Source organism: Microcoleus sp. B13-B6, from assembly GCF_036705405.1.
Classification (GTDB): Bacteria; Cyanobacteriota; Cyanobacteriia; order Cyanobacteriales; family Microcoleaceae; genus Microcoleus.
The window spans coordinates 1-13,357 of record NZ_JAUBUJ010000149.1 but is presented as its reverse complement, the minus strand read 5'-3'; the positions used below and the strand labels follow the sequence as shown (position 1 = coordinate 13,357).

The following is a 13,357-nucleotide window of genomic DNA, read 5'->3' as shown; positions in this document are numbered from 1 at the left end:
AGGTTTGTGCTAAGACAAGCTCAAATTATCTTTTGATGCTGAAAAAGCTTGGTGTATGTATAGCAGCCACCAAAACTGTTGGAACAAGTCAGCAGTATATGATTGCGACAACGTATACAGTCGTTGCCCTGAACAGTCTTTCCGTTATACCCGCCACTATTAATCCAGGCTATTATCTTCACAATGCGGACACAGGAAAGCCACCAATGCCTCTGGGATTTCCTCAAAATGTTCCAGCAGAAAATCCATTAAAGCCAAATGACGCAAATCGACAGCAGTAGGAAATCTGCGATTTTTCCCCTTTCTAAACCAACCCCGCACTGTAGAATCAGAACGAGAACAAATAAAAGCGATTTCCTCATAACTCACTCCCCACTTTTCATAAAACTGCCTCGGTGTCATTCGCAATTGGCATTGACTGTAAACTGCAATCAAATTGCGTTCTCTATCGGTCAGATTCTGCTGCTTTTTTATCATCCTCAAACTTCTCCAAATCTTCCTCCCAGGCAGTATCAAACTGACACCACGTTGCACTTTTGGAATCAGGAGTAAGGCAAATGATGTAACACCACATCCAACAGCATTGACATTGTTCGTAGTTGTAAAATTTGCCGATAACCATTCCTCTGTCAGCTTCTTCGCTAACACCCGTCCAGCGCACCATTTCGCCACAGTTAAAGCGCGGGGGATGAATTTTGGCAAAGTTGGCAGGCAATTCAATTGCAGGCGGCATATCCTTCAAATGTTTTAGTGGCAAAATTGAAATCAAATCTCGCTTTCCTTTTGGGATTGACATGAGTTTTTAACTGTGCATCTATTGCACCTGATTTGTTTTGATAAATTTTCAGACCAATTTCTCGATAGAGAAATTGCAGAGCGACATTTCTTTAAATCAATCAATTAAAATCTCTAATATTAGAGCCTGCATTAATTGCAAGCGGATGCAAGCACAATCGTCTGATATTAACGCACTTCAAAGATATGATGGGAGGCTAGGTAGCATCGATTGCTGAGCGCGCGACAACTGACAGATATGCCAACAGAGATGAAGCGTTTGGAAAGACGATATCCTCTATCACACAAATCTCTAATTTAACTTGTGAGGGATTGGAATCTTTCAAGTTTTTACCGGATACCTGTCGGAGTTATTATTTATTGGCTTGAGATATGTTTATTGGCGATCGCTCGCAGCATTACTTGCTTTGAAGAGCGCCAACTGCGCCCCCCACAGAACTCCTGCGATAGGGGTATTGCGGTCTTTCGAGGCAATATAGTCTGAGACCGCACGCATAGGTGAGCGCGATCGTTCCATCCGCGAATTCCCGTCGAGATCGCGTTTGAAAAGTATTTTTTCGGCGAGCCGGCGCCGCGAGCGTCTAATACTGTACTGAGACGCGGCCGGACTCAGATGAGTCTTTTACATGAGGGTAAAGGCTGTGAATTCCTTAGCAGAGTAGGCTCTGCGGAACAGACGATCCTTTTCAGGTCGCGCTGGGACTAAACGAATCGCACTTTTTGGCAGCGTTCTCACCTTGCTCCTCAATCCGCCAGCTCCAAACGGCGATCGCAAGTGTGGACGATCGCACCCGAAAGCAACGATTGCACCATCACTCGAGCGCCTGAGACAGCTTTAACCACATATTTTTGAACCTCACCAACAAACCGCACTAGCGCGCCCACCTTCAATGAGTGTCCTGCGTTCGCAGCTTCATCAATTGGTGGCACACCCCCGGATATCTTCATATCTTTATCCGACCCTGTGCCGCCTGGAATCCCTTCCAAACAGGGAGCCGCGGCTTCTGCCAAAGAGATGGCCTTCTCATCCCGCTGCTGCCAAGCTGCAAAAATCGCCGACCTGCCGTCGTTGGGGAACTGGAACTGGTAAACTCGAATGCGCTTGGGCCTGCCCAAAGCATCTCGTTCCTCCGACCTTTCTTGGCGAACCAGCCGCAGGGTAAAGCCCAGCTTCCCCTTCAAAACATACTGAACCACCTCCATTGGGTGGGCATTAGGGTGGACGTTGATACCCAGAAAATCTTTCACGTCCGCAGAATACTGCTTGACCCTTTGAGCAAAGGCTATCACCTCCGGGTCAGTCCCTCGATACTCCCTGTCTGAGTCAAAGAACTCCATCAGCCCCAACTTCTTGAGAGCTTCCACAGAAGCTTTCAGGAAGCGCAAATCTTGCGGGCAAACCTTCCCTTGACCCCTTTCTTGATGGCCTGCCAAGTGATTTTTATCTCGTTTCTTGACAAACTCTGGGTCATGGGTCAAATAGTAATGCAGGCGAATTTGAGGCAGCCAGCCGTCGTCGTCCTTCAATTTCAGCTCGGGCGTCACCGACACACCATAAGTCTCTTGCAGTTGGTACTTGCGCTCTTGATTGAGTTCGCCCCGAGTCTTGGAGCGCTTGTCCTTCAACTCCAGATACTCAGACAGAGTAATATCAGGAGCATCAGCAACAGCATCCGCTTCTACCCTGCAGTTCTCTCGCTGAATTGACTCAGCCTCTTTCTTAGCCAGAGCAGCTCCAACATTTCGGAGATTTAATTCATTTAACCCAGCATCAACCTTCTGGGCAACCTGCTGCAATAGCTTCCAGTTTTTAACCGCGCTGGCTGCTATTTGCTGCGCTAATCCCTCTAAAAGGAGTTGTTCTAGCTGATTTTCTCGGCACAGTTTTACCTGAAACCCTTCAGCTTTTAGGCTGTACCTAATCGCCTCCCTGTAATGCCACATTCCGGCATTAATTCTAGCAGCCATTTTTGCCCAAGTTCTCAGGTGAACCGGGTCGTGGGCCGCGTCGATGTCGAAGTCAACTCCTTGCAGCAAGCGAATATTGGCTTTGATAACCTTCTGCTGGGAAGCGAGGAGAGATCGATAAGAAGCGTTGCCGTTGCCAATTTTGCCAATGCCAAAGGGCGCTGTCCAGACAAAGATTGGAACATTTTCATCCCTGACTCGAGCGAGACTTTGCAGGGCATCGTTGACGGCAATTGCTCCTTTAAAAATGCCGAATACCGCTGCAAAATAACCGCGAATGTCGATGCTAACTCCTGTGCCAATGGTGGGGCTAGCGATGATGATGTCGTAGTTTTGAATGGTGGCATTAAGATTCTCAACGCAGCCACAAGCGGGGTGGTTGGGGTCGGCTACTGACTCGCTATCAATCCTGAGAATGCGCTTGTTGGGAAATCGTTTTTGCAGTTGTGTTTCTAGGTTGCGACACGACCATTTTCCTTTGACTTTTTGGGAGTCTTCAACAACCATAATGTGGGGCCTGTTTCGATCGAGCGGGCAGCAGAGGGCGCGACTTTCAAGGTCGCAGCCGGTGACTTCTCGCGACAGAATTTGCTCCATTTGAGCGAATAGTGGTGCGGGACTTTGAGTGGCGTAGAAGATCGCGTCCCGCTCTTTTTTAGGTTTCCATTCGTTGACGGCAATCCAAGGTTCGAGAGGGATGCCAGCAAGCGCCTTCAAGTAGTCGATCGCGCAATCAGATAAATCAGCATCCTGGGCAACGATTAAGCCGCCGGTGGTTAAGACGGTGCGAATGAGTTCTTGCAGGGTTTGCAAGATGCCGACGCGGTTTTCGCGGCAGGTGCTGGAGTTCAAGGCGTGCCAGATGACTTGTTCGCACTCATCAATGAGGACGATCGCCCCAGACCAGTTTTCGGGGTTGAAACGGGCCATTGAGTGGGGGTGGAGGCTGTCTACACACAAGCCGTACCCGAATAATTTGCCTTCCGGCGAGTTCTTGGTTTCGTCGATGTAGTTGATTCCCAACCCGGCGCAGATGGCGCGGCCGAGCTGAATCCTGTGGGTGATGACTAGCACGCGGCGTTCGCCCGTGTTGAGGGCGTGGGAAACCAGGTGGGCGAGGGAGCGGGTTTTGCCGGTGCCTTTGGGGGATTTGATGCAGGCTAAGCCGGCCTCTGGATAGGGGAGTTCTCCCAGATAGCGAGAATTTAGCGTTAAAGACGCGGGATAGGTTAAAACCCATGATTCCCTATCCTGCCAAAATTGGAAGCCTCGTGCTGCGTTTGTGAGGGCAATGAGCGCATCCTCGCCTCTGGCTACCACGAAATCGTCGATGCCTTTCTCCGGTCCTGGCAGAGTGATGACGCTGACGGAGCATTTGGCGGCGGTGAACAGGCGGCCGAGTTTGTCAATCTCGCGGTTGACGTTGAGGACGGTAGAGCGCTTGCTGTCGCGATCAAAGCCGATGCAGATTTCCCGCCCTGGGGTGGCGAAGTGTTGGAGTTCGGGGATGAGATAGGGGATGCACTTCTCCCCTAGCGCGTTCTTGGTTCTGACGCCCATTGTGACGCCGGGGAGGGCAATGGCCGGGTAGCCCATTGTGAGCAGGCAGGCGGCTTTTTTTGCGCCTTCGACGATGATGACGGGGATGTTGTTGAGCCAAACCCATTCCCAGAATTGAAGCGGGTTTGGGGGAGAGGGAGCGGGGGAGAGGGGGAGAGGGGGAGTACAGGAGAGGGGGAGATTTTCGTCCTCCATCTCCTCTCTGCCCCTAGCCCGTGCTGCCCCTAGCCCGTGTTGCCCCTCTGCCCCTCTGCCTCCCTGCTCCCCCGCTCCCCTGCTCCCCCTCCCCCCCTCTCCCAAATCCTCTAGGTCGATGGGGACGCCGTAGCGTTCTGCGACTTTTGCCCAGATGTGGTCCGGGACTTGCAGGAAGAAGGCTCTGGTGGGGGTTTTGGGGGGGTGTTCGTATTTGACGGGCTTGGTTTTACCGTTTGGGTCGAAGCTGTTGCGGGGCTGATAGGGTTTGAAGCAGCCCCAATACATGGGCTGCCAGTTGTTGAGGGGGTCAAGGCCCGAACACCACCAACCACCGTGCTCGATGTGGCTGTAGTGTTTTCTGGCCCACCGCCATTGTGCGTCGGGGTGGACTCTGCCGGAGGCGGCGTTAATTTCGTAGAGGAGGTAGGCGTAGGGGGCGTCGCCACTAAGAGTTTGCACGTTGAGGGCGAAGATGGCGGAGTCTACGCCGCTTTCTTGCCATTCAGTGAGGGCGGACTTAGACAAGACCATAACGCACCCCCATGTTGGCTGTGTTGACCTTCTGGTCTAGTAGCAATGCGAAATGCGCTCCAAGTTGCACCCGAATCTGGCTACCGCCAGAGCGCCTCATGAACGGGTCAGATGGAGTCAAGTGGACTGTGAGTCTCTGTGAGGACTGATTTTGAAGGTCAATGGCTGTGCTATCTCGATAAATCTTCACCGGGCTATTCCTTGAGTGGGGAACATCCCTTTGTCTCATGTTCTAAAAATCGCTGCTTGCACGCCGATCAAAGATAATTAATTAATAGTTAATCCGTGCGTAGTAAAGTGCTGAAATACTTACTGTGAAAGGGTTTCAAATTTGAAAGGTAGCTAGATCCGGGTGTTTTGGTAGCTAGATCCGGGTGTTTTGGTAGCTAGATCCGGGTGTGTCCGTAGTAAAGTTGTAAGCCTTGTCTGGTAAGAGTTTGAAGGTGATTTGGAGGTCATTTTTGCCTTACTACGCAAAACTCCAGCCTTACTAAGCTTGGGGCTGGAGTTCGAGTTAAGGGGATGGGAAGCTAGATTGACAGTTCCGGTAGCACTTGAGGCAAGATTTTTCTGAGGTGGGCGGCGGTTTTGGGGCTAATTGGCTTGCCGCGTTGAAGCTGTGAGACTAGCTGCTGAGATATACCCAGCTTTTCGGCGATGACTGTTTGCTTCGTCCAACCCTTTGCTTCACAAGCCTTCTGTATCGGTTCCCACTCTAACGGGGCAGCAGATGCTGATTTTCGTTTCCGGGGCAAAGATGCTGATTTTTTAGCAGCTATCAAGGCTGGAATTTTACCGGGAGGCTTGATGGTGACGCCAGCTTCTAGCAGTAAATCAATAATTCTTTTTTTGCAATCTTTGGGTTTACCTGTTGTACTTCCGGGACGCAACCATTCTGGGTAGGTTTCAGAGTCATATATAATCTGCCAATCTAACTCAGCTAGCTGCATTAAGGCTTTATCCCAACGTTGCTTTAAATCTTGAGCTTTGTACTTAACAGACCGCGTTAATTCAATCTCATTTTTCGGCATCGCCATCTCTAGCACGGTCTTAACCGTGTATTTCCCATTTGTATGAATGGCGCTTTCTGTTGTTATATTGATGGCGATTAAGAATGCTAGCTCATCATGATACGGGTTCATTTTAAGCGTCGATTCTGAAATCCAACCAAACTCATATAAGGCAACTGGAGGCGTAGCATTCTTGCCAGGTTTATTAAAGAAAAACTCAGCCCATCTACCCGCCCGAATGAAGGCTACTATTTCTGTTGGTTCATCAATTTCATCTGTGAAAATGTTACGCTGCCCGTAGCGCTCCACAGCAACGTCCCAAATGAGGGAATTCATATCGCATCCTAGCTTCCCGATATTCCATTTAATGGTAGCGTCCAGCCTTCTCAGAACCTTCAGGCATTGCTCTATCCTGAGTAACTTCTGGGAAGTGGTGATATCTTTACGCTCACCCCAACCCATTAAGTCTATGAGGTTAGTGCCGCCATTTTTCCCAGTTCCAGCTAGCTTAATTTCAGTTCTCCAAGGCACAGCCTGTTGAAAAACATAGGCAGATAGTAAACAGTGGAGTTTGGCAGTATCTTTCCCCAAATTGCCAAATTCCTCAATAATTCCCCAGGCTGCCTTGCCTGTAAAGTAAAAATATTCTTTAGTAACTGGGTCTTTATCCTTTAAGGCTAACTTAACAAAACCTGTGCTGTAATTATCTCGAAAAAACACATTTTTATGGGTATCTTCTTGCCAATCCCAAATTCGTAATAAGGACTTGCAAGCCGTTCTAGGAGGGGCTGAGGTGAGTATTTGAGTGATTGTGGTGCTGATAAATAGCTGGGGTTCGGTTGCGGGAACTGTTTTTGAAGCCAGCCCCAGCATAGCGGTTAACTCATCTAGTGTCCGATTGGATAAATCGAGTGGCTCTAGAAAAATTAAAGCTGAATCAAGTGCCACGTTTTTCCATAAATTTTCCTCGGTTCTACCTGCCTGAAGCCAGAGGGTCAGATGATTTAATATTTCCTCTGCTTTTGTCAAGTAGAAAGCATCATCAACTATCTGCTCTTTGAGAAATTTTTCGAGTTCATCAACACACTTATGACTAAAGCCTTCTAATGTTTCATCCCTTTTAGTAATTTCGGCATGAATCCCCATTGCTACATTCAAGGCCAAAGTTTCTAAAAAATTACTCTGGCGTAGCTTCTTGGCGTACTCTTGAATGCGGTCGCCATCTATCGTGGTGGTGGTGGTAGTAGATAACTCCATAGCCTAGCCTCTTCATGCTAATAATAGTTACAGGTTTGATAGACAAATATCTCACTTGCTTTCTCGAACCTTTTTGTAAGGAGTAACCCGAACTTTCCGTACTACCAGGCCCTGTATCCCAAAGCATTTGCGTTCCAGTGGTGGCGAAAAATAATGTGTTTTTCCACTAACTTCACGATCGAAAGCTCTCCCATATACTGTCCCAATTCGCTCGTTACTACAGTTTACCATAACGCTATTATTTTAACATTTTCCAGTAATAATTTCCTGCTCTATCGCTGTTAATTTATGCCCGAAACTAATACTATTTTCCTAAAGTCCTGCTACAAATATGGCGTCTAAAATAAATTGCCATCCCGTCAAAGAAGCAATGAATTCATTAGTCAACTTTTTTAACTCTTTTTGCACCGCCGCTCTTAACTCTTCTATTTGTTCAAACCTCAACCATTTCAATTGTTCTTTTATATATCCCCAGAGTCTTTCTATTGGGTTGACTTCCGGACTGTAGGCAGGCTGAAACAGTAAAAGCACACTAAGACGGTATACTGAGATTTAAAGAGTTATGAAAGGGAGCATCCCGGTTTTGCAAATATGCAGAAGTATGATATTTTTGTAAAATTTTTCAACCTCCCTACTAGAACTTTGCCGAAAAATCGGTTTTAGGGTCAATGAGTTATTTTATATTCGGCGAATAATAGAATGGCTCAAGAGTTACAATAGTCAAGGAATAATTTTTAGGAATCCAACATGACACCGGACGAACAAGAACGTTTAGAAGCCTATACTGCTGAAATTGCCAAAACTTTATATAAAAACACTCCCCCCGAGGCATTAGATAGCGAAAGAAAGCATAGAAAGACACCTTAGAAAACAATGGCTTGAAATGGTGGGACCCCAAGTCGCTTTTTTTTTATCAAAGAAACAACGGGAACAGAAAAAGGACGTCCCCGCACCGTAAAAAGCTGTGTGGGTGAGTTAACAATAACTGAAAAACAAGCGGAACAATTAAACCTCAAAAAATCGACTCAATTAGCTCCATTTTTTGAAAAATGCTGCCTGCGACAAGTAGCCAACTTATCATATTCCAAGGCGTCCCAAGAAATTGAAGTACAGACGGGAGTTAAGATAGGTCATACCACTTTACATAGATTGGTAGAAAACCAACAATTGGTTGAACCAAGAGCCGAATTTCCCATTAAAGAAACCAGCGTAGACGGAGGGAAAGTTCGGATTAGAGGACCAAAAGGGGAGGGGTGTCACTGGCTTGATTATAAAGCTGTTCGGCTTCATGACAGCTTTTATGCTGGATATTTTCAAGAAAATGAAGTCTTGATTGATTATGTCAATCGTCAGCCGTTAAATTCCCTAGTCCAGATGAGTAAACTCGTAAAAAAATCCTTCTCCTGTTAGCGGCTCTACTGCTCCGTACAGCCACATATAAATAAAATCCCATTGTACTTTTCCTTGCGGTTTGATTCCGCGATGAGTTAACTTTCTTCTCTGAATTGTATGTAACCCCATCCGACTTTCATCTTCACTCCAATATCGCACTTTTTTCCACGGCTTTAAAAAGCTCTCACTCTGACGAGCGACTGCTTTTGATTAGAGATGACAGTTTTTTTAAAATTCTTCTACTACTCGCAACTTTTCTGTTTTTCACTCACGGGACGCGGGACTTTTAATTTCCCTTTTAGCCGATATCTTGTCCACGCTCTGTACTGTCCGATATGCCACTTTTACTTCACAGCAGCTTGTCAACCATTGATGTACTTCTTTGTAGCTACTGAATCCTTCTGGGTCTTGCAATTCCTTTGATAACTTCTCTATAGTTTCAGGATTCATTATTTTTGGTCTTCCCGAACGAGGTTTCTGGAATAATAATTTTTCTATTCCTCCTTTTCTATAACTAGACAACCATTTTTGTACCGTGGTACGATGTTTCCCGTGCGCCGCACAGCAGCAGACAATACGGTTTCTACCGTTTGGGTTTTGAGCCAATACAGAAGAAGCAGTTTTTCGTGGCGGTGAGCGTCTTTCTCTCTCCCCAGAAGAGCTTTCAGTTCTTCTTCTGTTTCCCGGATATCAATTTTAACCACTCCTGACATTTTTCCGACTTCTGTTTGGGTACTAACTTACAAAAATGACCTCTACTAATTGTAGCACTACTTTAGAAAATTGGTATAACACTGGTCGATTAGCCTTTAGGGATTGAGCCTTAGCCTTGTATTTATTGAACAAAAGGTGCGCGTTCGGCGTTAAGAGTGGCGAGCGAAAAGTTTCGCTCACCAACCAATTAACCAGCCCGCTCGTTTACCCTCTGAAACTTATAACAATGCTTTTGCTCGCCGACTGCAATGGCATTTTTTTTGCATGAGTGAGGGAAGCTCTTTTCCAAAAGATTCATAACTTTTTATTAATGAGGAACGAAAATAGCAAAAAAACTTGCAAGTTGAATCAAAAAATAGTATAATTAAATTGTTACGAGCGCAAGTTATATTTAATCGTGCTGTTATGGTGGCCCTTGAACCTGTTACCTTCGGAGACCTCATCGACGCGATCGCTACCTTGCCGATTATCAACTTTCCCGAGAATTCGAGTCAGTTGAATAGCAATAAGCGGGAAGTGAGTTGCAACAAGCGCCTCCGATTGCCCAGAAAGCGATTAAGCCGGATTTGGTTGGCCATCAAAGAATAGAAGCCAGTTAGCCTACTTGACGTAACATCCCTTTCGTCCAATAATGAAGGAATTTACGCTAAGAGGGCTGCGCCGTGAAGGTTCAAGGGAATGGGCGCGCTAAGATTTTGACGCCCGCAGAAATTGACCGACTGTTTGACCGGGGTTTTATTACAGCAAGGGACAGGCTTTTGTTTGCTGTAACTTTTTACTGCGCCTGCCGCATTTCAGAGGCGTTAGCTTTAACAACTCACGACATTGTTGGGGGGTCAGTCACGTTGCGGAAAGCGACCACAAAGGGGAAATCAGCAACGCGAACGCTGCCGCTCCATCCTATGCTGGCTAAGTATTTAAAGGCTTACAATCCAGATGTAGGTTTTTTGTTTCCGGGGCGAGAGGGTACGAAGCCTTTGACACGCGCCGCATCGGATGTGATTTTTAAAGAAGCTTGCAAGCGGGTAAGAATTAAGGGAGCTTCCACACATTCCATGAGGCGGACAGCACTCACGAACTTGAGCAATGCTGGGGTGCCACTGCGGGTAATTATGGAGATATCAGGTCACAAAAATTTGTCGAGCCTCCAGCGCTATTTAGAAGTGCAGCCGGAACAGCTTGTCAAGGCGATTGGGCTTTTGAAGTGAGGCGACAGAGTTCAATATTTTCCTGTCTGTCCTTCAATATTACCGGAGTTTATAGATATTCCGAAACCGACAGCATTCAGCATCAAACAGCAACTTAACCGTTCCCGTTCCGCTATTCCGTCCTTTCAATCCAATAATTTCAGCCGTTCCCCCATCAGGAGAATCAGGATTGTAATAATCGTCCCTGTAAACTCCAAGCACAACATCCGCATCCTGTTCAATCCCACCAGAGCCACGCAAATCCGATAAACTCGGACGCTTGTTCGTGCGAGTCTCTACCCCCCGATTGAGCTGAGAAAGCAGCACAACCGGCGCGTCAACCTCGCGAGCCAAAATCTTCATCTGCCGCGTAATTTCGCTAATTTTATTGACAACATTTTCATCCGCCGAATTCACCATCAATTGCAAGTAATCAACAATTACCAAACCCAAGGGGCCGCGCTCACAAACAAACTCCCTAACTCTGGAACGAATCTCCAAGGGAGACGGTTCCAAACTTTCGTCTATCCAAAAATCAGCATCGCTAACTTTCCCCAAAGCCGAAGCTAGCACTTCGTACTTACCAGCTAGGTTAACTTGCCTGATATCTTTCACCGACACCCCACTCTCAAGTGCCATTAGCCGCGCTGCCAAGTCCCGACCCGGCATTTCCATCGAAAACATCAAAACCCGACCGTTGCTGGGGAGGGAAGCAATGTTGTACCCAAGCGCGCAAGCCAAAGCTGTTTTGCCACTGCCGGGGCGACCTCCTATGACAATCAATTCGCCTCGGTAAAATCCCCCTCCCAATAGGTCGTCGAGGTCGTAAAACCCCGTGCTGATTCCAGGACAGTAGTTAGCAGTCTCCAAGCGCTGTTCCTCAATTTCATCTAGATATCGCCAAAGCTCGTGGCAGTATTCCGAAAGAGGCCGAATAGCTTTCTGTCGCTCTTCTTTGTACTTATTGAGGACAAAAATCTTTTGCTCGGCTTCATTTAGTATGGCATCCAATTCGGTGGAAGTTTCGTAGCCAAGCTGCACCAGGTCATTACCAATTTTGATGAGTTCGCGCCGGACAAACTTGTCCACGACTAGCAAGGCATATTGGTCGATGTTGACGGCTGAAACAGTTCGGTCTACCAGCATTACCAGTTTGGTTTGACCCCCTACTACTTCCAGCAGGTTGTGGTCGTCGAGAAAAGTGGTGACGTTCATCAAATCTGTGGGCTGCTCTTTAGAGTGCAACGCTAAAGCGGCCCGATAAATGTGTTGGTGGACTGTAATTGCTAACGCTTCGGGACGCAGAATATTTGCGACTCGGTTAATCGCGATTGGGTCGATCAGAATTCCGCCTAAAACTGCTTCCTCTGCATCAATGTTGCTCGGCATAATTTTGTCAAAAAAACTGACTGCCATATCTGGTATTCTCCTTTGAGATTGTTGTTACTTGAACTGTTTTCAAAGTTGTCTAAAGGGTTAGAAGCTGTCTACATGGGTTAAATCATCACTGTTTTCACAGCTAAGCTAAATAATTAAGTAGTAGATAATTTGTTGAAAATTTGTTTTACGTGCTGAGGAAATCGCTGCATCCACTGCAAGTAAATTTGCTGCTGAATACCTAGCGCTGCGAAAGCTTCTTTGCCTAGTTGCTGGAACTGTTCGCATAACGTTCGGTGAGTTTCTAATGGCATATACTGAGGGTCAATATAATCCTCATTTATTCTTGTTGTCTGTGCAGAATGAGAATTTTTTGGAGTTGGAGAAGAGCCGGTTGAAGCTGGAGACGAAACAACATTTGTTGGGTTCGAGTTTTGAAAACCGTTAGTTTTTTCCCACCAGCGACCGCGCAAACAATCAACGACCCACCCTGAAGGGTTGGATATTTGCTTTGTTTGGCTTCGGACTTGCAGCAAGTTTATGGCGGCTTGGATTTCGTTTAAGCTGTGCTGGAGGACACAAATTTTTAATTCGGGATTCATACCTCCTGTGGCTCGCGTAACGGCTTCGACAATTTCAGTTGCATCGGGATTGGCAATTGCAACCGCTTCGAGAATTTCAGTTGTCTCGGAATTGGCAATTGCAACCGCTTCGACAATTTCAATTGCATCGGAATTGGCAATTGGAACAGCTTCGACAATTTCAGTTGTCTCGGAATTGGCAATTGGAACAGCTTTGACAATCTCAGTCGCATCGGGGTTGGCAATTACAACCGCTTCGATAATCTCAGTCGCATCAGGATTAGTAATTGGAACGGCTTTGACAATCTCAGTTGTCTCGGAATTGGCAATTGGAACAGCTTTGACAATCTCAGTTGCATCAGGATTAGTAATTGGAACGGCTTTGACAGTTTCAGTCGCATCGGGGTTGGCAATTGCAACCGCTTCGACAATTTCAGGAACTTGGGGAGTAACGGGCGAAGATATTTCAGGACTTAACGGAACAGCTTTATTGGTAGGTATTGGTGATTTGGCGGCAGAGATTGTTGGATTGTCGAGGCTGTTGAGTTCTGTCAGCAGTTTTTGCGGGGGTTTAGAGGTCAAACCTCTTTGTTCTGGAGTGCAAGGCATTGCCACATCGACTGCCTGACTGTTATCTGAATTAATTCTCAGACATTCAGCGGTTGGAGCGGAACATTTATTTTCACTAGGGGTTTTTAGTTCTTGTTCTAAATTTTTATTTAATTCAGTGCTTTTAGATTTGATCCCAGTTACAAGCTGTGGTTTTTTATCTGGTGATGTTAAATTT

At 46.6% G+C, this 13,357-nt stretch carries 12 protein-coding genes; 4 read left to right on the top strand and 8 right to left on the bottom strand.

Annotated elements, in window-relative coordinates; all coding sequences use genetic code 11:
* The coding region (locus QUB35_RS36240) for a hypothetical protein (RefSeq protein ID WP_333147496.1) at positions 1 to 281 on the top strand (281 nt) is incomplete at its 5' end.
* A 164-nt stretch (positions 282 to 445) separates the two neighbouring features.
* Here the strand turns inward: QUB35_RS36240 and QUB35_RS36235 are convergent.
* The 4 genes from QUB35_RS36235 to QUB35_RS36220 all read right to left on the bottom strand — a co-directional run bounded on the left by QUB35_RS36235 (position 446) and on the right by QUB35_RS36220 (position 7,850).
* The gene (locus tag QUB35_RS36235; protein ID WP_333147495.1) at positions 446 to 796 is read right to left on the bottom strand and encodes a hypothetical protein; all 351 of its coding nucleotides are present in this window, start codon (positions 794 to 796) and stop codon (positions 446 to 448) included.
* Between the two features lie 743 nt (positions 797 to 1,539).
* Entirely contained in the window at positions 1,540 to 5,052 is a 3,513-nt protein-coding gene (locus tag QUB35_RS36230; RefSeq protein ID WP_333147493.1) for a plasmid replication protein, CyRepA1 family, read from the bottom strand.
* A gap of 530 nt (positions 5,053 to 5,582) precedes the next feature.
* Positions 5,583 to 7,319, bottom strand: a complete 1,737-nt coding sequence (locus tag QUB35_RS36225) for a helix-turn-helix transcriptional regulator (RefSeq protein ID WP_333147491.1) — start codon at positions 7,317 to 7,319, stop codon at positions 5,583 to 5,585.
* Between the two features lie 312 nt (positions 7,320 to 7,631).
* A complete protein-coding gene (locus QUB35_RS36220) occupies positions 7,632 to 7,850 on the bottom strand; it encodes a transposase (RefSeq protein ID WP_332946632.1) in 219 nt (72 codons plus the stop codon).
* A 435-nt stretch (positions 7,851 to 8,285) separates the two neighbouring features.
* On the opposite strand from QUB35_RS36220, the gene QUB35_RS36215 reads away from it, so the two are divergent.
* Positions 8,286 to 8,729: a hypothetical protein gene (locus QUB35_RS36215; protein ID WP_333147489.1), complete on the top strand. Its 444-nt coding sequence runs from the start codon at positions 8,286 to 8,288 to the stop codon at positions 8,727 to 8,729.
* Between the two features lie 246 nt (positions 8,730 to 8,975).
* Here the strand turns inward: QUB35_RS36215 and QUB35_RS39325 are convergent, their stop codons facing one another.
* Together QUB35_RS39325 and QUB35_RS36210 are read right to left on the bottom strand one after the other, a co-directional pair.
* The gene (locus tag QUB35_RS39325; RefSeq protein WP_445252098.1) at positions 8,976 to 9,233 is read right to left on the bottom strand and encodes a helix-turn-helix domain-containing protein; all 258 of its coding nucleotides are present in this window, start codon (positions 9,231 to 9,233) and stop codon (positions 8,976 to 8,978) included.
* Complete coding sequence (locus tag QUB35_RS36210) at positions 9,206 to 9,424, bottom strand: hypothetical protein (RefSeq protein WP_332986362.1); 219 nt, start codon at positions 9,422 to 9,424, stop codon at positions 9,206 to 9,208. The genes QUB35_RS39325 and QUB35_RS36210 overlap by 28 nt, the downstream gene beginning before the upstream one ends.
* Before the next feature lie 406 nt (positions 9,425 to 9,830).
* Between QUB35_RS36210 and QUB35_RS36205 the strand changes: the two genes are divergently transcribed.
* Both QUB35_RS36205 and QUB35_RS36200 read left to right on the top strand, forming a co-directional pair.
* Positions 9,831 to 10,013, top strand: a complete 183-nt coding sequence (locus QUB35_RS36205; protein ID WP_333147487.1) for a hypothetical protein — start codon at positions 9,831 to 9,833, stop codon at positions 10,011 to 10,013.
* A gap of 74 nt (positions 10,014 to 10,087) precedes the next feature.
* A complete protein-coding gene (locus QUB35_RS36200) occupies positions 10,088 to 10,633 on the top strand; it encodes a site-specific integrase (protein WP_333147485.1) in 546 nt (181 codons plus the stop codon).
* A 39-nt stretch (positions 10,634 to 10,672) separates the two neighbouring features.
* Here QUB35_RS36200 and dnaB read toward each other — a convergent pair whose 3' ends face one another.
* Positions 10,673 to 12,028, bottom strand: a complete 1,356-nt coding sequence (dnaB, locus tag QUB35_RS36195) for a replicative DNA helicase (protein WP_333147483.1) — start codon at positions 12,026 to 12,028, stop codon at positions 10,673 to 10,675.
* A 116-nt stretch (positions 12,029 to 12,144) separates the two neighbouring features.
* The coding region (locus tag QUB35_RS36190; RefSeq protein ID WP_333147481.1) for a hypothetical protein at positions 12,145 to 13,357 on the bottom strand (1,213 nt) is incomplete at its 5' end.